This window comes from Amphibacillus marinus (assembly GCF_900110345.1).
GTDB classification, from domain to species: Bacteria; Bacillota; Bacilli; order Bacillales; family Amphibacillaceae; genus Amphibacillus_D; species Amphibacillus_D marinus.
On sequence record NZ_FODJ01000001.1, the window covers coordinates 785857 to 806647 of the forward strand.

At 37.7% G+C, this 20791-nt stretch carries 22 protein-coding genes, 14 tRNA genes and 2 rRNA genes; 2 read left to right on the forward strand and 36 right to left on the reverse strand.

What is annotated here, in order from left to right:
- Window positions 1-267: 267 nt before the first annotated feature.
- The 20 genes from BM000_RS03730 to BM000_RS03825 all read right to left on the reverse strand — a co-directional run bounded on the left by BM000_RS03730 (window position 268) and on the right by BM000_RS03825 (window position 17189).
- A complete protein-coding gene (locus BM000_RS03730) occupies window positions 268-1281 on the reverse strand; it encodes a M23 family metallopeptidase (RefSeq protein ID WP_091494939.1) in 1014 nt (337 codons plus the stop codon).
- A 46-nt stretch (window positions 1282-1327) separates the two neighbouring features.
- Window positions 1328-2164: a M23 family metallopeptidase gene (locus tag BM000_RS03735; protein WP_091494940.1), complete on the reverse strand. Its 837-nt coding sequence runs from the start codon at window positions 2162-2164 to the stop codon at window positions 1328-1330.
- A 22-nt stretch (window positions 2165-2186) separates the two neighbouring features.
- Window positions 2187-2420, reverse strand: coding sequence for a phage holin (locus BM000_RS03740; protein WP_091494942.1), 234 nt, complete (start codon window positions 2418-2420; stop codon window positions 2187-2189).
- The gene (locus tag BM000_RS03745; protein WP_091494944.1) at window positions 2417-2761 is read right to left on the reverse strand and encodes a hypothetical protein; all 345 of its coding nucleotides are present in this window, start codon (window positions 2759-2761) and stop codon (window positions 2417-2419) included. Before BM000_RS03745 ends, BM000_RS03740 begins: the two co-directional genes overlap by 4 nt.
- A gap of 18 nt (window positions 2762-2779) precedes the next feature.
- A complete protein-coding gene (locus tag BM000_RS03750) occupies window positions 2780-3244 on the reverse strand; it encodes a hypothetical protein (protein ID WP_091494946.1) in 465 nt (154 codons plus the stop codon).
- A 2-nt stretch (window positions 3245-3246) separates the two neighbouring features.
- Window positions 3247-5655 carry a pyocin knob domain-containing protein gene (locus BM000_RS03755; protein ID WP_091494948.1) on the reverse strand — a complete coding sequence of 803 codons (2409 nt, stop codon included), beginning with the start codon at window positions 5653-5655 and terminating at the stop codon, window positions 3247-3249.
- Window positions 5656-5925, reverse strand: a complete 270-nt coding sequence (locus BM000_RS03760; protein ID WP_091494950.1) for a hypothetical protein — start codon at window positions 5923-5925, stop codon at window positions 5656-5658.
- Window positions 5922-6518 (reverse strand): putative phage tail protein, encoded by a 597-nt coding sequence (locus BM000_RS03765; protein ID WP_091494952.1) that lies wholly within the window; start codon window positions 6516-6518, stop codon window positions 5922-5924. The genes BM000_RS03760 and BM000_RS03765 overlap by 4 nt, the downstream gene beginning before the upstream one ends.
- Window positions 6508-7650: a baseplate J/gp47 family protein gene (locus tag BM000_RS03770; protein ID WP_091494954.1), complete on the reverse strand. Its 1143-nt coding sequence runs from the start codon at window positions 7648-7650 to the stop codon at window positions 6508-6510. Before BM000_RS03770 ends, BM000_RS03765 begins: the two co-directional genes overlap by 11 nt.
- The gene (locus tag BM000_RS03775; RefSeq protein ID WP_091494956.1) at window positions 7647-8039 is read right to left on the reverse strand and encodes a DUF2634 domain-containing protein; all 393 of its coding nucleotides are present in this window, start codon (window positions 8037-8039) and stop codon (window positions 7647-7649) included. Before BM000_RS03775 ends, BM000_RS03770 begins: the two co-directional genes overlap by 4 nt.
- A gap of 6 nt (window positions 8040-8045) precedes the next feature.
- Window positions 8046-8459 carry a DUF2577 domain-containing protein gene (locus tag BM000_RS03780; protein ID WP_091494958.1) on the reverse strand — a complete coding sequence of 138 codons (414 nt, stop codon included), beginning with the start codon at window positions 8457-8459 and terminating at the stop codon, window positions 8046-8048.
- A gap of 2 nt (window positions 8460-8461) precedes the next feature.
- Window positions 8462-9427, reverse strand: a complete 966-nt coding sequence (locus tag BM000_RS03785) for an XkdQ/YqbQ family protein (protein ID WP_091494960.1) — start codon at window positions 9425-9427, stop codon at window positions 8462-8464.
- A gap of 2 nt (window positions 9428-9429) precedes the next feature.
- On the reverse strand, window positions 9430-10134 hold the full coding sequence (locus BM000_RS03790) for a phage baseplate protein (protein ID WP_091494962.1): 705 nt from the start codon (window positions 10132-10134) through the stop codon (window positions 9430-9432).
- A 15-nt stretch (window positions 10135-10149) separates the two neighbouring features.
- Window positions 10150-12762: a tape measure protein gene (locus BM000_RS03795; RefSeq protein WP_091494964.1), complete on the reverse strand. Its 2613-nt coding sequence runs from the start codon at window positions 12760-12762 to the stop codon at window positions 10150-10152.
- A 221-nt stretch (window positions 12763-12983) separates the two neighbouring features.
- Window positions 12984-13388, reverse strand: a complete 405-nt coding sequence (locus BM000_RS03800) for a phage tail assembly chaperone (protein ID WP_091494966.1) — start codon at window positions 13386-13388, stop codon at window positions 12984-12986.
- Window positions 13389-13403: 15 nt separating this feature from the next.
- Window positions 13404-13862: a phage tail tube protein gene (locus BM000_RS03805; protein ID WP_091494968.1), complete on the reverse strand. Its 459-nt coding sequence runs from the start codon at window positions 13860-13862 to the stop codon at window positions 13404-13406.
- An 18-nt stretch (window positions 13863-13880) separates the two neighbouring features.
- On the reverse strand, window positions 13881-15197 hold the full coding sequence (locus tag BM000_RS03810; RefSeq protein WP_091494970.1) for a phage tail sheath family protein: 1317 nt from the start codon (window positions 15195-15197) through the stop codon (window positions 13881-13883).
- Window positions 15198-15389, reverse strand: a complete 192-nt coding sequence (locus tag BM000_RS03815) for a hypothetical protein (protein ID WP_091494972.1) — start codon at window positions 15387-15389, stop codon at window positions 15198-15200.
- Window positions 15379-15813: a phage tail terminator family protein gene (locus BM000_RS03820; protein ID WP_091494973.1), complete on the reverse strand. Its 435-nt coding sequence runs from the start codon at window positions 15811-15813 to the stop codon at window positions 15379-15381. Before BM000_RS03820 ends, BM000_RS03815 begins: the two co-directional genes overlap by 11 nt.
- Window positions 15814-16673: 860 nt before the next feature.
- A complete protein-coding gene (locus BM000_RS03825; protein ID WP_091494974.1) occupies window positions 16674-17189 on the reverse strand; it encodes an RNA polymerase sigma factor sigma-70 region 4 domain-containing protein in 516 nt (171 codons plus the stop codon).
- 477 nt (window positions 17190-17666) lie between these two features.
- Here BM000_RS03825 and BM000_RS03830 point away from each other — a divergent pair, with 477 nt between their 5' ends.
- Both BM000_RS03830 and BM000_RS03835 read left to right on the forward strand, forming a co-directional pair.
- Entirely contained in the window at window positions 17667-18098 is a 432-nt protein-coding gene (locus BM000_RS03830; RefSeq protein ID WP_218144074.1) for a helix-turn-helix domain-containing protein, read from the forward strand.
- Window positions 18099-18116: 18 nt separating this feature from the next.
- Window positions 18117-18587 carry an ImmA/IrrE family metallo-endopeptidase gene (locus BM000_RS03835; protein ID WP_091494978.1) on the forward strand — a complete coding sequence of 157 codons (471 nt, stop codon included), beginning with the start codon at window positions 18117-18119 and terminating at the stop codon, window positions 18585-18587.
- Between the two features lie 155 nt (window positions 18588-18742).
- On the opposite strand, the gene BM000_RS03840 is transcribed toward BM000_RS03835, so the two are convergent.
- From BM000_RS03840 to BM000_RS03915, 16 genes are all read right to left on the reverse strand, one after another.
- Window positions 18743-18826: transfer RNA gene (locus BM000_RS03840), tRNA-Leu, on the reverse strand.
- Between the two features lie 6 nt (window positions 18827-18832).
- Window positions 18833-18906, reverse strand: a tRNA-Cys gene (locus tag BM000_RS03845).
- Between the two features lie 45 nt (window positions 18907-18951).
- Window positions 18952-19026 (reverse strand) — tRNA-Gly (locus BM000_RS03850).
- 5 nt (window positions 19027-19031) lie between these two features.
- Window positions 19032-19106 (reverse strand) — tRNA-Gln (locus BM000_RS03855).
- A 32-nt stretch (window positions 19107-19138) separates the two neighbouring features.
- A tRNA-His gene (locus BM000_RS03860) sits at window positions 19139-19214 on the reverse strand.
- Between the two features lie 12 nt (window positions 19215-19226).
- A tRNA-Trp gene (locus BM000_RS03865) sits at window positions 19227-19297 on the reverse strand.
- Between the two features lie 36 nt (window positions 19298-19333).
- Window positions 19334-19419: transfer RNA gene (locus BM000_RS03870), tRNA-Tyr, on the reverse strand.
- 7 nt (window positions 19420-19426) lie between these two features.
- Window positions 19427-19502, reverse strand: a tRNA-Phe gene (locus tag BM000_RS03875).
- 23 nt (window positions 19503-19525) lie between these two features.
- Window positions 19526-19602, reverse strand: a tRNA-Asp gene (locus tag BM000_RS03880).
- A 93-nt stretch (window positions 19603-19695) separates the two neighbouring features.
- Window positions 19696-19772: transfer RNA gene (locus tag BM000_RS03885), tRNA-Met, on the reverse strand.
- 18 nt (window positions 19773-19790) lie between these two features.
- Window positions 19791-19866: transfer RNA gene (locus BM000_RS03890), tRNA-Val, on the reverse strand.
- Window positions 19867-19923: 57 nt separating this feature from the next.
- A tRNA-Glu gene (locus BM000_RS03895) sits at window positions 19924-19998 on the reverse strand.
- 56 nt (window positions 19999-20054) lie between these two features.
- Window positions 20055-20147 (reverse strand) — tRNA-Ser (locus BM000_RS03900).
- A gap of 4 nt (window positions 20148-20151) precedes the next feature.
- Window positions 20152-20226, reverse strand: a tRNA-Asn gene (locus BM000_RS03905).
- A gap of 13 nt (window positions 20227-20239) precedes the next feature.
- A 5S ribosomal RNA gene (gene rrf, locus BM000_RS03910) occupies window positions 20240-20354 on the reverse strand.
- A gap of 262 nt (window positions 20355-20616) precedes the next feature.
- Window positions 20617-20791, reverse strand: a 23S ribosomal RNA gene (locus tag BM000_RS03915); the annotation flags it as partial.

The following is a 20791-nucleotide window of genomic DNA, read 5'->3' on the forward strand; positions in this document are numbered from 1 at the left end:
AGGGGTTGGTTTTAATAGAAGTTATGAGCTTATACTTACCATTTCTAAATTCAATTAATCTTGGTAGTTCTCAAAGCTGTTAACTTTCCTTACTTGCTAGCTTTTCGTTTTAGTAAGCTTAACACTAGTTTTGTGGCTATATAAAAACACTTTAATTCATAAGTACTTGCAAGAATTATTTCAAAAGATTTAATTAGTAAATGACCTTTCTAATTATGTAGCCCTCACTACTGTAGTCATAGAAAGTGAGGGCTTGGCTTACTTATTTTACTTCTTTCCAACTTGTGCTTCAATAATATTAAAGTTCCATGAAAACTGTTGCTCTAGTCTAGCTTTAAGCTCTTGAGCTGCGGTAATTCCCATAACCCTTCCCGTATAGAATCTCAATTTAAGATCCCCATCTTCTCGAAGTCTAGAGTCATCGGACGCTTCATAGGTAATACCTGAATAACTTTGCTTAAGAGTAGCTCTAGCATTATTAAAACCGCCAAGACTTCGAAAGAAACCTGTCATTATACGATAATACGTGTTCTCTGAGTTTCCGGCTGCTTTATAGTCAATTTCTTCATGATCTTGATTAGCATCTACAATGTGAATATTCCAAGAAAATCTATCCTCAAATGCCTTTTTCAGAATTCGTGCATTGTTTTGTCCTTGGACGCGTCCTGTATAAAAGCGAATCCGCCACTCATCATCACCTACGAGCTTAGGTTCATCTGGTGCTAAGTAGATAGTGTAATTATACACTGCTTTAAGCTCATTTAGGGCTCTTTCATAACCAGATAAGGTAGTAAATAAACCAGTGTGAATGCGATAATAATTATTATCGGATGGTGTTTCATTAGGAACAGTGATTGGATTAGGTTCTTCTTTCACATCTAAATAATTTAGAGGATTAACCGCATTGGACTTACTACCATTCCATCGACCTTTGTGTAATTCAAAGTGTAGATGTTGACCTGAACTGTCTCCCGTGTTACCCATTACTCCAATTTGTTGATTTTGACGCACTGTTTGACCCACAGACACAGTTCTCGAATTGTCTCTCATATGTGCATATACTGTTTCCCAGGTTTGACCATTGATATTATGAACAATAAAAATGCATTGACCATAACCATTTTGATTATTTTCCGATCTTGAAACAGTTCCAGCTGCAGACGCATAGATTTCATGGTATCCATTCTCAGCAATATCAATCCCATGGTGACTAGGTCTATGTGGTGGACGGAACCCACTTGTTACTTTTTTTGTTGTTGTTGGCCATATAAAATTCACCATAAATATCTCTCCTTTTTTTATTATCTAAATCCGTAAAATTTCTTTTCTATTTTAGATTCCCTATCTTAAGTCTCCGCTGCAGTGTACGAACCATTAACGAGTTAGGTGTGCTAATCACACCATCTTGCACGGTACATAAATGCTTTTGCATTGCTCTAACCGTATGTGGACCGATTAAGCCATCTTGCTTGCTTCCAACAATGCGCTGTAATCTTTTAATGACCAAACTACCGTTGCGACCATTACCAAACTCAACACCGATAATAGCTTGACTAGCTTGGTTTCTTGTCTGGTCACTGATTATACCATCAGTCACCGTGCTAATCGCATCTTGTAGAGCTCGTGTCGTTTGTGGCCCCCAACGTCCATCAATCTTTAAGGTGATTTTACCGCCAGTTCCTGGTTTAGGTACAGGATTGCTTTTTACTGGCTCTTTGTATGCATCAACATAAGCTGTCGGCTCAACACAGTTGTTAGGACGGTCAGCAATCCAACCGTAAGGTACATTAGAGGAAGCTGCTTTACGGACTTCAAAGTGAAGGTGTGACCCTGTACTATTACCAGTGCTTCCTTGACGGCCAATAACCTGACCTTTTTTTACAGTTTGTCCAACCCTTACAGAAACATCATGTAGATGTGCATAAACATTGCCTCGTCCAATAGCATCCTGAATCAACACAACATTACCATAGCCACCAAAGCCAGACCCTTGTTGCCCCATACCAACAAATAAGACACGACCACTAATAAAGGCCTCAATTGGGGCAAGGTGTTTTTTCACAAGATCAATGCCAGTATGAAAAGTATGTCTCTGTTTAGTAATGGGATGCGTTCGGTAGCCAAATGGACTTGAAATTCTAAAGCCGTTCCATACTTCACTCATAATAAATTCACTCCCATTTTAATTATTCTAAAAATCTATCTGCGTGCTGTGCCTTTTTTGTAAAACTATTATTTTTCCAGCTTGTCCAAATCGTTACCGTTGTAACAACAACAATAGAAACTCCTTCATAAATCTCAGTCTCCGCAAAAGGAATAATTTGAAATCCAAAAAACTCAATACAAATTAAATTTACCAGCACTAAAAAAAGTGCGATTGCTCGCACCCATACCGACTTGCTTACACCTTTCAGATTCATAATTTATCACCTCCTTCAAATACATGATGCTCGATCTTAGTAAACCTTTTGTCAAGTCCGACTATTTCTTCCTTATGATGATCCAACCGCTCATGAATCCTAATTCGATCAAGCCGACTCTCTTCAAGATTTTCATTAAGCCTTTGTATTTGATCTGAGATGGGTAACAAAACCTTTTCCATATGCATACGTTGTTCCTGATCAGCTTGAAGTAAGTCCTCAGCAGTTTTCTCTCTGATTTTCTGATCAGGTTCCTGAACCAATTTCTTATAAAGCCAAATTAAAAAGGAGCCCGCTGCGCTTAAACTGCCGACAATGCTTCCGATCTCCCCCCAAGTCATAGATTAACCTCCTAACTATCACTTTAAATAAATTCTAAATATATTCAGTTCTGCAGAAGACAGTGCAAATTCATGCTTTAATCCAAAGGACAAGTATCTATTTCCTTGACTGGGTAAATCAAAACTGTCTAAGCGTCTTGAATAGCCCCATTCATCCCTACCAAAATATATGTTTTGATAGTTCCACGGTTCGTTGCCTCCTGAAGCAGATATACCTATCCATGGTCCGTTGTCCCCTGCAGCAACATTGTACTGCCAATCTATAAACACTCTGCTAAATGCATTTGTATTAATCGGGTTTGCCAGATAAAAAAAGGCTATTGGAGCGCCTGAAGTAAAAATACACTGTAGTGAATCGCCACGGAAATTCGCTTCAGCATTCCCTCCTGAGTACCCTAAAATTGATTGATATTGCAAACCTCTCTCATAGATTTTAAATCCATTATTACTTTGCATAACAGCTTGCATAATTATAAGTGACATGATTATCCCACGCCCCCAACATCTACGTCACCAAACACTGCCCAAGTAGTTGAGTCTAGCTTTACCAGACCCATACATGAACCTACACCTGAACATGACGGAATATACCCTTCTTTTACCTGTAGGCCATTTGATCCCTGTGCAATTAAGTTTACGGTTTTATTAGCCGAGTTAGATAAAAGTAGTTGAGTACCCGCTGGTAAATTAGCAGCTCCACTAGCCAAGGTGACATTAGTATTACTTGATCCTGTAAACCTAATGACAACGCTTGATCCAAAATTAGTCGGGATTGTATAAGAAGTGCCAGTGACAGTTAAAACATCAGGCGGCGTCACCAGTGGCTTATCATTAACCGTAATGCCAGATGCACCTAGAACTGATACGTTTCTTGCATTCCCACCTGAATAAGCTTCTTCATTTGTCACATCCTCTTCATCTACTACTCGCATTTCATCGATATGTGTTGACATTCCCTGAAACATATTTACATCAAACCGTCTGTGCTGAGGCAATATTAACTTTAAGGCAAAGTATCTTCTTGAGTTAAACGTAACCTTTACTAAATTAGCAACTGGAGTTCTTGTTTCCAAAGAGATAACCATAGCACCATCACCATTTTCTGCACAACTCACAGACACTAAAAATAAAGCAGCATCATAATGAGAAGATGAATTTGATCTTGATCCCATAATAGTACCTGCTGTTTTACTTGCAACATCTGCTCTAGCCAGCAATATATAAAAAGGTACAGTTCCCTCATTATTGCTTGCAGGTCCTAGGTTCTTAGATGCGGCCCCCCTAAACTGATCATAAGTTGGATCAATTAATATGTTGTCAAAGCTATAGTTTTGAACGTTTCCCAAACCTACTTGTGCTGCGGTAACGTTGTGCGGGTTATTTTTTAAATTAGCATGAGTGTTAATTTTAGATTGTGCCCCTCCCGTGGTTTCCACCTGCATCCAATCTCCCCACACGCCAGCATTAGTCGTACAATTTCGGAAATACATTTGACCCCTATTAGCAGGTTGAACAGGTCGGTAATATTGCGTAGTATAACGAGTACTTGACTTTTCCGTCGTTAGCACACCGTACTGTACAGGAAAACCTAAGTCCGAATTAGCTCTAACAACACTAATCCCAACAGGAAATTCATCTGGACCTGTATCATTACTAATTGATTCAGCAGGAAGATGATTAATTTGTTCACTGGTCACCTTATGTGGATTATTCAGATCAGCCATGTGATTTTTTACATCAATGGCAGGAAATGTCCAGCCCACATCTTTAGTCCCTTTTACAACATAAATGTTTTCAAAAATGAAGCTTCCTGTCGCTCCACTGTTGTCAATCCTAACAGTAACTAAACCATCAGAAGGTGTTATGAATATTTCATTTTTATCGCCTATTGTAGAGCCGTTTAGATTATGACCTAATCTTATTGAAACTCTAGCATCAGCTCTTTTAGCCCCTAGAAAATACTGTGTGTTGGGTTCTAAGGATAAAAACAAACGACCTGTAATCCAACCCGCACCTTCCGTTGATATTGTAACCTTGTAATCATCTATATTAGGACTTGCCAGAGAACTAAACAGCCATTCATTACTTTTGAAACTGGGGACAAGGTTGTTTACCCCAATGCTAAAATCAGTTGTTTCAATTTCTTTCCAATCAGTCCAAGAATTTATGCTAATAGCATTCCTAAACCAAATTCCTCTTGGAGTTACACGAGAGGAGAATATTTGGTAACCATAGCCACTCGAACTAACCTGACTAACGGTTTCTAATACACCATGCGCGGTAGGGAATCCATTTCTATTTATAATCTGTAGAGATGTAATTCCAAAAGGGTATTCAGATATACCAGATTGACCAGTTACATCTGTATTACTGGTTGGAAGTATATTTACCTGCCTCGTAGTTACATCATGGGGATTATCTTCGTTGTCAATATGCACATCAAACTCTTGCTTGGTAGCTTGCTTAGCATTATCAACATTACCTAGCCCCACTTGCTCATTAGTGACTTGGTGAGGATTAGATCGGTTAGCAATATGACCAGCCAAATCAGCTACCTTTGCTAATCCGGCTGAAAAGATAGCCTGGGCTGTCCTTAATGGAGTCATAAAGCGCGTATTACTTTCCCCCGCTTCAGCTTCAGCCTGAGTAGCCTTATTAACTGTGACAGTAAGCGTAACATTCCCCGATCCATCAATATTAACATTACCTCGCACATCACCAGCTAGCGTAACGGTTATAGACTCTGCCCACTTCCTCGCTTCCGCTACGGTAATCTGTCCTGACTGCAACTGTTCCACTAACTGTAGCAACTCTTCTGGTGCAACTTTACGGTCCCACTTTAATACATCATCAAGCCCAATGACTGAGCCTACCTCCCATTGTTTATCTGCCATCTATACCACCCTCATTCTGTATCTAAATCGTGTATCAACCTCAACTGGCACAAATAAATTTGAGTCAGACAACACGCCTGTTTCACCTAATAACTCAAGCCTAGTAATCTGACTTATGCCACTAGGGACATTAAACTCAAGAGTCACAGTATTTTGATTGACTTCACTTAATTCAAAATCATTAACTAAAACAGAACCGTTTAACCTAACATTTATTAAATTCTCTTCATACTGAACCGCAATTAAATTTTTTGTTAAATCAGTAATCATATTAATTCAACCTCACTTTCTGAGAGTCTCTCCTCAAGAGGTGTTCTCCCAACTCGTGCATATCCTACACGTGCATAAGTCATTTCAAGCAAAAAAGCACGCTCGATTAAGCGTACTTGTTCGAAATGGACAGGTATTTGAATATAACGCATATTGACAGGCTTAACCGCATTAACAGTCAAACTAACTTCTTTATACCAGTCTGACGTTGTGGCAGCACTTTCAATATAGAGTGTTTGATCATCGTAATCTAAGAACACGGCATAGTGATCATTACCGAAGATTTCACTAAGCTTTTCCACCAAGAATTTATACGTAAAGGGTGGGCGTGAAGTCATGCGGTTCAGAACCCGTAGACGCCTAAACTCATTACTTTCATTGACTGAATCAGCAATAATGCGAAACATATCTTCGTACACCCTTAGGGCATCGTCATCACAAAGCATTACATAAGCATTATCTTGTACACGTTGCGTATCAAGGCGTAAGTTCTCAAATATATTGCCATAGTTATGAATAAGCGCATCCATTTCTAGCACATCTTTATAAAAACTAGGTTTTAATTCCTCAAGATTAATCCGCTCAACTCTCATTTATCGTCACCTCACCTAAGAACGGCAGTTGGCTTCGATCGTTTGTCATAATTAAGTTAACATCTGCTGCTTGCTCATTAAATTCCATATTATCAATATTAGCCACACCCGGCACCTTAACTAATCCAGCTACAAGTTGACTTCGATAAACACTTAAATGGTATGCATTGGATTCAGTAAAGGATGACCACTCCCCTCGCAAATCGACAAAGTATAGACGCATGACATCCATTAATGCTGGCCTAACTTGATCTAAATTATAGCCTGCCATCAATGAGATAGAAAAAACTACATTAACAGTCAATGCTTCAGCAGTCGTGACCGTAATCTTATGACCGATCGGCGCTAGTCCCATCCCTTCACCCGAATAAGGGTTGGGATCAAGTAGCTCTTTTACCTTATCGATAAATGTCTGGGTAGTAATATTTAGGTCTGAATCAATAATAACAACCTTTACACTACCTGGGCCGTCCCACACCGGATAAATCTGCTGTCCGCCTATACCTTCAATTTGCCCAACATTCGTTACGTAATCAGAAAAATTTCCACCAAATGATTTTTGATTAACAAAATTAAAGAAGCGGCTACGTAATTCGTCATCCGTTTCTTCGTTCTGCCCTGGTGTGGAAACCTCGCCTATAGTAGCAGTTGCCAGACCGTTAATATTATCTACGGGTAATATTGGCCCATGATAAGTATTTCCTATTGCACCATCTGTGTCACATCGCAATAGAAAATTCCCTTTACTAAGCATTTGTAACACTTCAAATATTAATCCATTTGTTTCAAATGTGCTAAAGCGTGCTCCGATTGGTACATCTAAAAATTCACCATTAGTATCAAGAAATGAAGCAAGTCTTATGGCAGCTGTGCTATTAAACCTTTTAACACCATATTCAGATACTTTCAAATCAAGATATTCACCTGAAGCAGTTTGAGCAAAAATATCAAGCAAGACATTTTTAAGTTGCATATAAAAATCAGCAAGCTGATAACAAGAAGGCGCAAGAGCATCGTAAATAATACTTCCTTCTCTTATATCAATACCTTCAGGTACTCGATCTAAGGCTTGTTCAAGTAATGTTTCGTACGTATATTTTTCTAGAAATGTACCAAGTTCATTTATGTTCACATTTGCACCTCACTTTCTATTGGAAATAGGCCTTCTATAGATAGAACGGTAAAGCCCACCGCTAGAGCATTCCTTGTTTCTGAAATAATCCTGAAATCGTTAATTTCCTCAATTCGATCATCGATTAACAAAGCATCCTCTATCGTCCGTTGAATATCTGCTCTCACAAAGTCAAAATTTTGTCCTATCAACCGATCAGATTCAATGCCATAAGTTTCAGTATATATTTCATAATTAAAGAGCTGAGTTCTAAGAATTTTTTCTACAGCTTGCCTTATTGCCTTTATACCATCAACCGTGCCTATAATTCTATTGTTATAGACTGCATAGGTTCGTGAGGGAAGGAGTGTTTCTTCAATTTCTTCATTGTGCAATTCCATTGCCATCATAGGCAACTACCTCCTATCTAAGACATAATAGAGTTGTCCTTTTTGAGATCTAATTAACGATACGTAATCGCCCACTTCCAGTGCTCTAAAGATTTGGATATTAATTAACCGACTACCCACTGTAACATCAGTAACCACATTTTGATAGGAGACATCACTATTAACATCTATTTTACCTGCTAGAACAGGTGGTTGCACAAATCCAGTAGAAGAACTTGCTATAGTCGGTACTTCAACCTTTACACTATAGGGTTGGACATTCCTTGATAAAACCAAATGCTGCTCTGTAACTTCAAAACGATTATCCACTCTAATAATTAGTGGTTTATTCTGTGTGACTTGTCCGAATAAAACATCAGAAAAGTCTTGTTCATTCCCTCTAGCAGCCTTAATCATCTGAGCAATTCTCTCACCAGCCATTGTTACACCACCTTTAGATCAATTGACATTTCGTGAGTTTTTCCCCAACTATGGGTACACTTAGAAACAATCGCCAATTTAGGTTTCCCCAACCCCTCACTTTCAAGGTCCTTAAATTGCAGAACTATACCAGATCCAGCGGAGATTTCTTTTACACCCAAGCAGTCTATCCTAAAAGTTTTATTAACTACTTTTAATGCCTGCAGCATTTTATTAGCTTGACTAGCAATCTGCGCAGGGTTTAAATCGCCATTAACTGATTCGTGATATTGGAGCTTACCCCACTTTGTTTCAAGTGATGAATCACGCACAAGGTAAACCTCACGTTTATTTGTTTCTTTATTTTCCATTGATAATTTAACAACATTGTAAGAGTCATCAATACTAGACTCATAACTGTAGCTAGTTGCCATACTAAGATCACCAATTACAAGGCTAGTAATTAAGCTGTTAAGAGAGATGTGCTCTAATGTCCCAAAGTTATCGCGAATGATATACCATAATCCATGGTTAACTAATGTTTGATCAAGTGCATCTTGAATCATAGCAAAATAGCTTTTTTTATCCTGAATGGCAGGAGTACAGCTATATCTACTTGCATTAACAATCCGGAACGGTAAATTGTTTAGTCTGCATATATGGGTAAAAACCTCATGACTAGGTAATGCACCAAAAACTACAGTATCGGTATTTTGCAAATAACGCAGACGGTCATAGGCAGTAATCGACCATAACCCTTCTGACTTTGCTTTCTTAAATACCCTCCCATAAAAAATATTACGGCCTTCAAATTTAAACCGAATAATATCACCCTCGCTAACGGAAACATCATTATGTTGAAGAAGATTAAAGGTAAATTTTCCTGGCTGAAAATCAACATCTGTAGACCATTCAATATTTGATGCAAGCTCTCCAATATCAAAGGTACGTCCATTGTTAATGTTCTGAATTAAAAACTCAATATTCATTCTTAATCCACCCTTCTAACACTACTAGCTGTTACCCAGCCACGCCAGCCACCATTTAAATTGGTAACATGATAAGGGCATTTACGCCCTTTCTTGATAAAGTTAACCTTACGTCTAGCATTTTTCTCAGTTTGCCCTGGTCCTGCACCATAAGAATCACGATGTAAACGACCATTAACAATAACCGTACTACCGGTAGTAACTTGCTTGTTAGTTGATTTACTTTTAGTAGGTTTCTTTGTGACTTTAGGTGTCGTTGGACGCGATACCTGCTGTACAACCTTTACAAACTTAGCATCATAGGGGCGATATTCTTTAAGTGTGATCGAAAAGTAAACATCATTTTCTTCACCTGCACGATACTCATACTCAAAGCTTTCAATTGATACTAAAGTATTAATAAGTGTATGAGTAATAACAAAACGACAAGGCTTTTTTTGACGTCTAATCTTCTCAATTAAATCAATGTACCGTTTCGGGTTCCAGAACTTATTTTTTGTTCTAACATAGCTGGCATGACGAAAACCGGGGAAGAAGCTTTCAAAAGTCATTTCTCCTAAACTTGTAATGCCTAATACGTTTATTTCACCAAGACCAACTATTTCGGTGCTTTCGTTGCTAGAGTTCTTACTAAATACTACCGATTCTGGGTTAACAGGAAAGTGGGCTATTTGCCCACTATATTCAATAAAAAAACCAATGGCCATACAGTATAGCCCCCTTTACGCTAAATTAGTTGCTGCGGCTGCTTCAATAAGAATCTCCATCTCCTCCAGTAATTTCTTCGCATCTTGTTCCTTATTATTGGAGCCATAAAGATTAACTGTTGCATTTGGTGATAACTGTTGATAACGTATAATAAAGTTTCGTTCGGCAATGTCACGTAAGTATTTCAAGTCTTCATCATTAATGGAGACTTCAGATTTTATCTTACCAATGTCACCTATTTCTTTTCCTTTACCAATTTTGTCACCTGTTCCATCTCCTATATTACCTAAGCTATTTGTACTAGGAGAAAGACCTAAATCACCAGACATTTTACTAGTAAGACTATCCATAAAGCCGTTAGCGTTATTACCTAGATTTGAACCTTTTTCATAAGCTTTGTTGAATGCATCATTAGGATTTTTTAATTTATCTCCTACCTTACTTAAACCATCCATTTCTAAATATTTAAAGCGCTTATACTGAATCTGCTCAGGCTCGTCACCTGGATCGAAATGATCTACTAATCCTCGTATTTGATCACCTAATTCTGCAGAAGATCCGAAATTATCCATTGTTGAGATTTTGCCTAAACTAATACCTGGGATTTCATTTATTGCGTCGATTAACCAATTAATACCTTTAATAGCCATATTCGCTCCATTAACAAAGGCATTAGCTAAAGCAAGACCTGTCTCACCAGATCCTTCTGCAAGTTTTGCAAAGATATCTAGAATGAATGTAATCATTGCATGCGCTGCTTTTCTAACATTATAAATGGAGTTGTTCCATGAATTAGCAAAGAATTCAGCTGCTGCCAATGCTAAATTAGCTATACCTATCAATCCATTAGTAACTAATTGGAATAAAAATTCAAATATCCCAACTAATATAATAATAACGTCATAAATAAGCACACCTAGAAAAGCAAATGTACCCGCTATAAATCCCAATATGTCACTTGCAGTAATACCTAGACTTTCAAAAAAATTAACAAGTGCCATGATCAATAAAATCATTAAAATAATTGGCCAGTTCGCAATTGCCCAGGAAATAGCAACTATAAGTGCAACTGTTGCAATAACTACTCCTAGAATTGTGAAAAAAGTCATGACCTTTTCTATGTTCTCTTGCAGCCAAGTCAGCCCAATAACAATGAAGGCAAACACCCAACTCGCTACCTCAGCCAACATTACAAACCCTGTACTAATGCTCTCAAAAATTTGTTGACCTACATCACTATTAATAAAGGCATTAAAAGACTCAATTAGAGGCATAAAAGCGTATAGAGCAATGTTCTTTGTTTGCGCCCACATTTCTCCCCATGTCATGGGGATCTCTTGAAATTTATTATTAATGTCAGTTGCAGCAGCAAACATTGCATCTTTAAAAAGCTGTGCTGAAAGCTGCCCTTCGTCAGCAATACCGCTCAATTCACTTTTTGTAATACCTAAATGATTTGTAATAGCATCAACTATCATAGGGGCATCGGTCATGATAGAATTAAGTTCTTGCCCACTTAAGACACCTTTCTGTAGTGCTTGAGCAAGCTGCGTCATGGAAGACTTCTGCTCCTCTGCACTCGCACCACCAGCTTTGAATGATTTCTGTAGCAAGTTTGTGAAGCCAACTACCTCGTCATTGTTAGCAAACAATCCACCAGAGGTTTGTGCTACTTTAGCAACAAAAGCTGCTGTCTCTTGCCAAGGTGTTCTTGCGTCTATGCTACTGGCCATAATATTATCATTTAATTGATCTAAGGATTGGTCAGAATTTGTAATATTACTCACACGTCTCATTGACTGGGTAATTAAATCAGCTTGACTTGCAGCAGCTCCAAGTAACTGGGCAAACTGGCGAACAGTTTTAATTGCATTACCTATTCCCTTTAAAAAGGATAGACCATTGAATTTCTGTTGCCCTTTCGCAGTTGTCTGTATCGCCGTCCTGAGCTGGTACTGCTTTTTAATTGCTTGTCCAATAATTGGGATTAACGATACCCATGCTCCTGGTAAACGTGCAGCAGAACTTGTTAAACGGCCGATAAATCCTAATGATCGTCCAATTACTTGCCCAAAGCGACTCTGCGCAAGTGCACTCTGAGTAATATGGTCTTTTACCCTTGAAATATGATAGCTTAAGGCAATAATAGGTGGACTTGTTTGTTTAAAGCGATTAATTAACATTTGAGCATACTCTGCTGCTCGTTGAAGCTTCGTCTGTTGCAGATTCAATCCTTTATTATTACCTAAGCTGCTCTGTAATTGAATCATTTGTCCCATACTAGATCTTAAAACAAGAAGCATACTAGCGTACCTATTAGCCCCAATACTAATACGCTGATAAGATAATTCAAGTTGACTAAGGGAACTGGCATGATTCATTAATGATAAATCATTATTATCGTCTACCCCACCAGTACAGATCTCTCTACTCATGAAATCTATTTGATTTGCTTTATCAAAACCCTGACTTAAGGGTGTTGGCGCTGAATTACAACCCTTATCTAAAACAACTTGAAATTTCTCAAAATTATCTATCGCATTAGCTAAACCTTTGTTAAACTGTTGGATTACACTACCAAAAGATTCAAAAAGTTTTATGCTTCTTGCAATTGCATTATTATCCATATTTTACCTCCTTCCCCTTTTGCCTCGAGATGGTCGAGAGCGTGAAGCACTCTGGCGGCTTTTCATTTGACGGTCTTCTTCTTTTTCTCGTTTAATGCGTTCATCAACAAAAGCAAACACAAGAGCCTTCTCACGCATCGACATTTTGCCGAGTTTTGAAGGCTCCCACTTAAATTTATGAAGACAGTAATAGGCATAATTAAATTCCCCATCACCGTCATTTAGTCGTTTTTTACTTCTTCTCTCAATTCATCAAGTTCAATATCGAAGCCGTTAATAGATTGAATTTCATTTGTAATAGTCGCAAACTCACCTGCAAGCAACATTGACCTTAATGTATCAACCTTGCTACCTAACGTCCCATAATGCTCCTGTAATTTTTTATCCGCCAAATCGGGTATTACAATACAAGAAGCTACTAGTTCACCCATATACTTTTCTGAATCAGTACGGGGCATGAGTTGACCACCGGAACCCTTTACTTTAACAGTATTCTTTTTGCGTAAAGCAGTATTTTCAGCTTCAGAAATCGCCTTTATAACAAAAGGCGATTTGAAGCGTGGCAGTTTTACCTCCTTCTCCGAGAGTGAGGTATTTTCTAACATAAAATCTTGAAGTGAACTCATTTAATTCATCCTTCCTTAATTAGTAGGTTCCTGAAATTTTTCTAATAAATCTAAATCATCAAAAGTAAAGTCCATCTCTTGCTCCAAAGCTTCTGCATCAACGTCCAACATAGTAATCGGATAAGAATCAAAATTAACCTCTTTAAGAACAACACTTTGTCTTCCAACTGTAGAGGTAGGATCCTCATTTGTTACCATAATGTTTACGAAAAGATCTCGCCCATTCTTCACATAATCCAGTGCCATCTCAACAAAACGAGATGTAACACCATAAATAGTTGCCGAACCAGATCCAGACCAACCCACTGTCTTATTTTGGTCACCCCGTTTTCCTAACGTACGTAGTTGCACTTTGTTCTTCTCAACAGTTGCATTAATACTTTTGACGTAGAACATTTCTTCATTACGACCATTTATTTCAATATAGGCTGTACCTTCCTGACCACTTATTGTATCTCTAGCTTTTAAGTTCATATTCACTTAGCTCCCTTCCTACTGCACAACGACAGTCATATATAGTTTTTCAATTGAGTCAATTGGTTTAACAATAGCATTCATGACAATTGTGTCCTTCGTCTCACCAAGGGAGATCGAAACATCATCAGAAGAAAAGTCTTCAATGGCCCCTAAATCCTGTAGGGCAGTAAAATAACTAATGCGATTAGCTAAAAATAAACCTCTACCATCTGCATTATTATTTACTCTGCCAATAAAGTTATCTTCAAAAACTTGCTTGGTATTGTTTGCAATATCATCTAGAACTCGTAATACACGATTCTTTCTAAACTCTTGATTTTTCTCTACAGTTAACGTAACTAATGAATTAATATCTTGTTCAACTACTGCTGTCCCACGTTTTTCAGTAAACAAAAACTCGCCATTATTTAGGGATGTTATAATCTCGGAATTAGTATACCGAGGGTGAACATCAATTGCCCCCTCATAAGTAAAATAAGTTAATGATTCATTAACAGCAGCCGTTGCCGTTGCACCTGCTACCCATGGAACAGCTTGTGCCGGTGTTAAAATAGTACCTCCCTCTAGAACGACACCATTTTTTACGTTAATAACTGCCTCATGGTCCGCTCTATAGCCAGAAATAACAATTTGGCACTTCTTACCTTCTTGGTCACGTAATGCCTTTATAAAATTAACACCCGCAACTTTTGTTGTTTGATCATCAATTGGTAAAGCCAGAGTATTAAAATCATATACCGCAATAGCATTAAAGTAATCAGCATAATCACCAGCTAGCGCATCGGTCGTTGCACCTCCTGATAAAGTAATACCAGCAGTTGTACTCAAATTTCCTTCACCACTAAAAGTAACTAGATCATTATCAATTAGATCAGCCGCTCCTTCTACACTAAGCTGTGTATTTACTAAGTCAACCCCTAAGTAGGTGAGCACATTAAATGTATCCGCGTAATCAACATTTGGCTGAATAACCACACTTATTTCATTTCCGCGCTCTCCACCGTACTTTGCTGTAACCATGAGTTCCTCTGCCAATTCTGCTGAGGCTTTCGTTCCTTCATTAACACGATACACGAGGACAGTGCCTGCTCTTTTTAGTGCTTCTCGTACTAATAATAATTGTGGTGAATCCAAACTATATCCAAAAATACGATTAAAATTGGTTCCTGAATCAACCTCAATCACCGTTTTCTCCGGTCCAAACCCTAATACAATAGGAATAGTGACAATTCCAGAAATACCTTCATTTGTTACATTTAAATTATTAGTACGCACATTGATATACGCACCCGGTCTTACTTTATTGTGGCTAGTAAATGTTCCTCCTGCCATTTAAATCACTCTCCTTCTTTTATGTCTAACAACGGCAGCTTTTGCCTCTGATATCGTGTATTCCTTATTCTCTAGTACAGCTCCTAAGATGGCCTTATCCCCAAAGCTAAATTGCTCCGAGATAACCAAAGCTAGCTTAGAAAAAACAGGTTCAGTTCTCAACATGTTTTTCAAGTCGCTTTTAACTGTCACCTTTTAGACCACTCCTTTCCTCAAAAGACTGCATAGGTGTATGATCTGGCGAATGTTCAATCTCAAATTTTAAATTGAATTGAAATAAAAGAACACCATCCTCTATTCTGTGATAAGGCTTTAATACCTTACCTTCATGATTATTCAAATAGAGAAATTGATTATACATCCTTTCAGCCATCTTCTCACATTGCTCTTCTAATCTTTGCTCCTGATCTATCGGATTATTTTCCGGGAAATAATGTAACTGATAATTATATGATCGAATTGATCTATTAGCCAACATCTGCTCATTGTTAACAGAAACCTGTTTAACAAAGAAACTATTTTCATTAAAACCTTGCCTCAGATTATTACGGTATTGATCTGGTACATCCGGAAACAAGAGGCCTAATGTTTCTAAAATTTTATTGGTTACATCCATTTAACTTGCCTCCTTTTTGTTAATAAATGGTCATTTGTAAATACCTCCTTTACAAAAGCGAAATAATTAATTCAAAATATTTTTCACTGTTCATCTATCACCCCCTTAACCATATTGATAATAATTTATTTAAAAGCCTTTTAACGCCATGCTACAGGGCAAAAAAAAACGCTTGATCCTAATAGGAATCAAACGCTTTTTATATTCTAAATTATGTTAATTGCTTTAGAAATCTTATTTTTACTAATTGCTATCGATAAAATAATAATTTATCACTCTATCACTTTAGCACATTAAATGTTGTATGTGTGTGCAAAATTTATGCAGTCAGAGTTGAAATGTAAATGGCTATTCACAGCAAAATAATCGTGACTACCCCTTTTAAAGATCTGATGCTGGTAAGATTTAAATCTAATCGTTTTAAATTATTAAAGGTTCTTATTTAGAAGAACTTCTTTTTACCTTCATTTTCCTAGGGTATCATACTATCACATAAGATATTGTATTTGTTTGCAAATTATCTGCAACAGGATATAAAGTGTCAAGAAGTTATTTCAAGCAAAAAACTAGCACCTATCTCCTTTTTGGCGATCAGATGCTAGTAAAAACTTAGCTATTTGTTTCAATTAACAACTGTCTATAACAGTTTAAGTCTTTTCAATCTAACCATAATTTCTTACACTATCATATTAACACATAAAATAATGTATTTGTGTGCAAGTCTTGTGCAGTTTCTAGGTACCCTTGAGTTTTTATATTTGAAGTAAATAGCCTTTAGAATAAATAACCTTTAATACAATATTTAATTAAAAACTATAATAAAAAGCCATTATTACTTAATATGACAATATTAGTATACTTTATCTCTCAAATTGCAGCGCTTCGATTCCAAAAATAATAACATGTAAATCATCAACTGCTCTACTTAAATATCGACTTACAGTAGTCCTGTCAACATTGATTCGTTCAGCTATTTCTTGAGCACTATATTTTTCAGGTGTAATATATTTCATCTCAAGAACCTTGAAATACTTTAGTTCTTCCTTATTACATGATTTTTTATAGGCATTAATTTTATCATTAACAAATTCAATCATAGCCACTGTTTTCTTCTGACTTTTCATTATTGATTCAATTGATTCTAAGCTAATTGTATAAACATCTAAATGATGAATTGATGTTTCATCAAGACAGTCTAAGTCGTCTTTTATTCTTTCAGAATGCAAAACAAGTGCCCGATAGTTTTTTAAGAGTAAACGAATGTTGCGTATACGTCGATCATGTTTCTCTTCTTGCTTCTTAAGCTCGTCCGCTCGGTTTAATTTAATAGCAGTCTCAGAAATAATTTTCAATAAATCCTTTGTTAATTCTGTCATTGAGAAACCTCCTAATTTTCTTCTTATGCAAGTAAAAAGCAAAGTTAAAAAAAGCTTTATTAATTTTTAAATTATTATGCAATTTTTCTTATTACCTAAGATTAAAAGTTCCCATAACTAAACATACCGACATATAGAATTTCAAATAATTATCCTCCCTTCACAACATTTTATTAAAGAATAGTTCAATAAAACTAAGAAATATTACTCTAATAGACCTAATACATAAACAATCTAATTACTACTTTCAATGAAATTACAACCCTTTGTATCCAAGCTTCATCTTTAGTCTTCTTTATATATTTTCTAAACACCTAATCTAATTAAAGATGTTCAATTTAATTGAACTTAAAATAATAATAACTAGATAATTACATTATGTCAACAAAAAGTTCAATAAAATTGAATTACAATGTTGATCAAATGCTTAATTTCGCTTATACTTATTAAAAGAATAAATTGTAAAGGATGTTCACGATGCGGGAAACGACTGGGCGAAGACTAAATCAAATTATGTCAGAAAGAAACTTAAAGCAAGTAGATATTTTAAATCTCACAAAAAGATTTACACATGGAAATTTAAAAATATCTAAGACAGATTTAAGCCAATATGTTAATGGAAAAACGGAACCCAGACCAGATAAATTGTTTATTCTTGCTAAAGCACTAGAGGTTAATGAAGCCTGGTTAATGGGCTATGACAGTAGAAAAGAGAGAACTCCTGGTAAAAAAACGACTATGCTCGAAAGTAGATCCGATTCTATACCTAAAACCGAACAACAATTAGGGTTAACAGATGACGAAATTATGACGCTTGCAGCTCATAGAGTTGGCTATGAAGGAAATTTAACTGATGAAGAAATTAAACAAGTCAAAAATGCTCTTAGAATAGCTTTAGAAAAAGATTGAGCTTCTTGGAGGTATTCAATGAATAATTACGAAATTCTTTTAAATAGAAGCCCAGTATCTGTTAAGGAAACGGACATTCTCCCTGAACAATTTAAAGGTCTATATGCTGAGGTATTAGGCAAAAAAGTAATTCTCATTAAGGACAGACTATGCACTTTAGAAAAATTTTGTGTATTAGCTGAAGAGATTGGGCATTATCACACAACTGCTGGAAATATCACAGATCAGTCAAAACTAGTGAATAGAAAGCATGAAAAGCGTGCACGATCATGGGCGCATGAAGAGCTTATCCCTTTAACAGAGATCATATCCGCCCATAAGGCAAACGTTAGAAACCGCTATGAATTAGCAGATTTTTTAGGAGTAACAGAAGGCTTTCTAGGAGAAGCTATTGAGCGGTATGTTGAGAAATATGGTGTTTGTACTCAGGTAGATGGTTTTACTATTTGCTTTGAGCCACTTGGTGTAATAGATTGGATAGAATTCTAATTATTAATCTAAGTGAATATGTAAGCAGTTATCATCATCTAAAAGGCTAATTTAATAAACTAAAAGTGAATCGCTAAAGAAAAATTTATATGAAAAGCCTATAGCTGTTTAAACAGCTATAGGCTTTTCATATAAACAAAAAATATGTGTTTAGATACCGGTGGTCGGGGTCGAACCGACACGTCCGTGAAGACACGGGATTTTGAGTCCCGCGCGTCTGCCAATTCCGCCACACCGGCACTATTTGGAGGCGGTAACCGGATTTGAACCGGTGATAAAGGTTTTGCAGACCTCTGCCTTACCACTTGGCTATACCGCCATATTTTAATTATATGCGCTTAGCAACTAGATGATAATAAAAAAATGGAGCGAAAGACGGGATTCGAACCCGCGACCCCCACCTTGGCAAGGTGGTGTTCTACCACTGAACTACTTTCGCTTAAATGGCTGGGCTAGCTGGATTCGAACCAACGCATGACGGAACCAAAAACCGTTGCCTTACCGCTTGGCTATAGCCCAACATATATATTAATATAATTTTTTTTAAAAAATGGGGCGGCTGATGGGGATCGAACCCACGCATGTCGGAACCACAATCCGATGTGTTAACCACTTCACCACAGTCGCCACAATTAAGAGCAGGGGTAGTAGGAATCGAACCCACACCGGAGGTTTTGGAGACCTCTGTTCTACCGTTAAACTATACCCCTATGTGAGAATTCTTATACATGCTTAAAAGAAAAAAATGGTGGAGGGAGTAGGACTCGAACCTACGAACCCGATGGGAGCGGATTTACAGTCCGCCGCGTTTGGCCAACTTCGCTATCCCTCCAAATAAATGGTGGCTCGGGACGGAATCGAACCGCCGACACACGGATTTTCAGTCCGTTGCTCTACCGACTGAGCTACCGAGCCATAAGGTGAATTACTATAAAAAGTGGCGGTCCGGACGGGACTCGAACCCGCGACCTCCTGCGTGACAGGCAGGCATTCTAACCAACTGAACTACCGGACCGTATTATGTAATACTCAAACTTAATTGGTTGCACTTACAGTACACGATTTTTTTCTAGCACGTTGCTTAATCGGTAATGTAAGAAAATTTAATTGGTTGCGGGGGCAGGATTTGAACCTACGACCTTCGGGTTATGAGCCCGACGAGCTACCAGACTGCTCCACCCCGCGACAATATAAAAAAATAAATGGTGGAGGATGCAGGGCTCGAACCTGCGACCCCCTGCTTGTAAGGCAGGTGCTCTCCCAGCTGAGCTAATCCTCCAAATTACAGAACATAAAATCTTTTTAAATTAATAAGTGCTTTTACACTTAGGTTAAATGGTGACCCGTACGGGATTCGAACCCGTGTTACCGCCGTGAAAGGGCGGTGTCTTAACCGCTTGACCAACGGGCCATGAAAGAAAAATAACAGTACTTTATTTGGCACTTTACTTTATTAAACAAAATTTGTGGCGGAGAGCGAGGGATTTGAACCCTCGAGACGGTTTAACACCGCCTACACGATTTCCAATCGTGCTCCTTCGGCCACTCGGACAGCTCTCCATTATGGCTCCACAGGTAGGATTCGAACCTACGACCGATCGGTTAACAGCCGATAGCTCTACCACTGAGCTACTGTGGAATGGATTTGATGTGCCTAGCGACGTCCTACTCTTGCAGGGCTTAGACCCAACTACCATCGGCGCTGAAGAGCTTAACTACTGTGTTCGGCATGGGAACAGGTGTGACCTCTTCGCTATCGTTACCAGACATATTTTTTTCAAGGACAAGATACATTATATAAATATTTACACATAAAAGCAAGCGTTTTTTATATCTTTTTAAAAGTTTATGTACCCTCAAAACTAGATAAGACTTGACAAGTGTCATACAAACGGTTAATTTTTAGATCTAGCTCAAGCTCCTAATAGCTAGCATCTCGTTCATCCTTCCTTTTGCACAGAAAAACCCTGTGCGACAGTCTGGCTGATCTAGCTGTACGCTATTGAACAGTCGCTTTCACTTTTTGTTTTTAGTTAAGTCCTCGATCGATTAGTATTCGTCAGCTACACATGTTGCCATGCTTCCACCTCGAACCTATCTACCTCATCGTCTCTGAGGGATCTTACTCTTTACAGATGGGAAGTCTCATCTTGAGGGGGGCTTCATGCTTAGATGCTTTCAGCACTTATCCCGTCCATACGTAG

Coding starts and splice junctions, on each gene's coding strand:
- BM000_RS03730 (WP_091494939.1), bottom strand. CDS start 1,281: ATGGTGAATTTTATATGGCCAACAACAACAAAAAAAGTAACAAGTGGG.
- BM000_RS03735 (WP_091494940.1), bottom strand. CDS start 2,164: ATGAGTGAAGTATGGAACGGCTTTAGAATTTCAAGTCCATTTGGCTAC.
- BM000_RS03740 (WP_091494942.1), bottom strand. CDS start 2,420: ATGAATCTGAAAGGTGTAAGCAAGTCGGTATGGGTGCGAGCAATCGCA.
- BM000_RS03745 (WP_091494944.1), bottom strand. CDS start 2,761: ATGACTTGGGGGGAGATCGGAAGCATTGTCGGCAGTTTAAGCGCAGCG.
- BM000_RS03750 (WP_091494946.1), bottom strand. CDS start 3,244: ATGTCACTTATAATTATGCAAGCTGTTATGCAAAGTAATAATGGATTT.
- BM000_RS03755 (WP_091494948.1), bottom strand. CDS start 5,655: ATGGCAGATAAACAATGGGAGGTAGGCTCAGTCATTGGGCTTGATGAT.
- BM000_RS03760 (WP_091494950.1), bottom strand. CDS start 5,925: ATGATTACTGATTTAACAAAAAATTTAATTGCGGTTCAGTATGAAGAG.
- BM000_RS03765 (WP_091494952.1), bottom strand. CDS start 6,518: ATGAGAGTTGAGCGGATTAATCTTGAGGAATTAAAACCTAGTTTTTAT.
- BM000_RS03775 (WP_091494956.1), bottom strand. CDS start 8,039: ATGATGGCAATGGAATTGCACAATGAAGAAATTGAAGAAACACTCCTT.
- BM000_RS03780 (WP_091494958.1), bottom strand. CDS start 8,459: ATGGCTGGTGAGAGAATTGCTCAGATGATTAAGGCTGCTAGAGGGAAT.
- BM000_RS03785 (WP_091494960.1), bottom strand. CDS start 9,427: ATGAATATTGAGTTTTTAATTCAGAACATTAACAATGGACGTACCTTT.
- BM000_RS03790 (WP_091494962.1), bottom strand. CDS start 10,134: ATGGCCATTGGTTTTTTTATTGAATATAGTGGGCAAATAGCCCACTTT.
- BM000_RS03795 (WP_091494964.1), bottom strand. CDS start 12,762: ATGGATAATAATGCAATTGCAAGAAGCATAAAACTTTTTGAATCTTTT.
- BM000_RS03800 (WP_091494966.1), bottom strand. CDS start 13,388: ATGAGTTCACTTCAAGATTTTATGTTAGAAAATACCTCACTCTCGGAG.
- BM000_RS03805 (WP_091494968.1), bottom strand. CDS start 13,862: ATGAACTTAAAAGCTAGAGATACAATAAGTGGTCAGGAAGGTACAGCC.
- BM000_RS03810 (WP_091494970.1), bottom strand. CDS start 15,197: ATGGCAGGAGGAACATTTACTAGCCACAATAAAGTAAGACCGGGTGCG.
- BM000_RS03820 (WP_091494973.1), bottom strand. CDS start 15,813: ATGGATGTAACCAATAAAATTTTAGAAACATTAGGCCTCTTGTTTCCG.
- BM000_RS03825 (WP_091494974.1), bottom strand. CDS start 17,189: ATGACAGAATTAACAAAGGATTTATTGAAAATTATTTCTGAGACTGCT.
- BM000_RS03830 (WP_218144074.1), top strand. CDS start 17,667: ATGCGGGAAACGACTGGGCGAAGACTAAATCAAATTATGTCAGAAAGA.
- BM000_RS03835 (WP_091494978.1), top strand. CDS start 18,117: ATGAATAATTACGAAATTCTTTTAAATAGAAGCCCAGTATCTGTTAAG.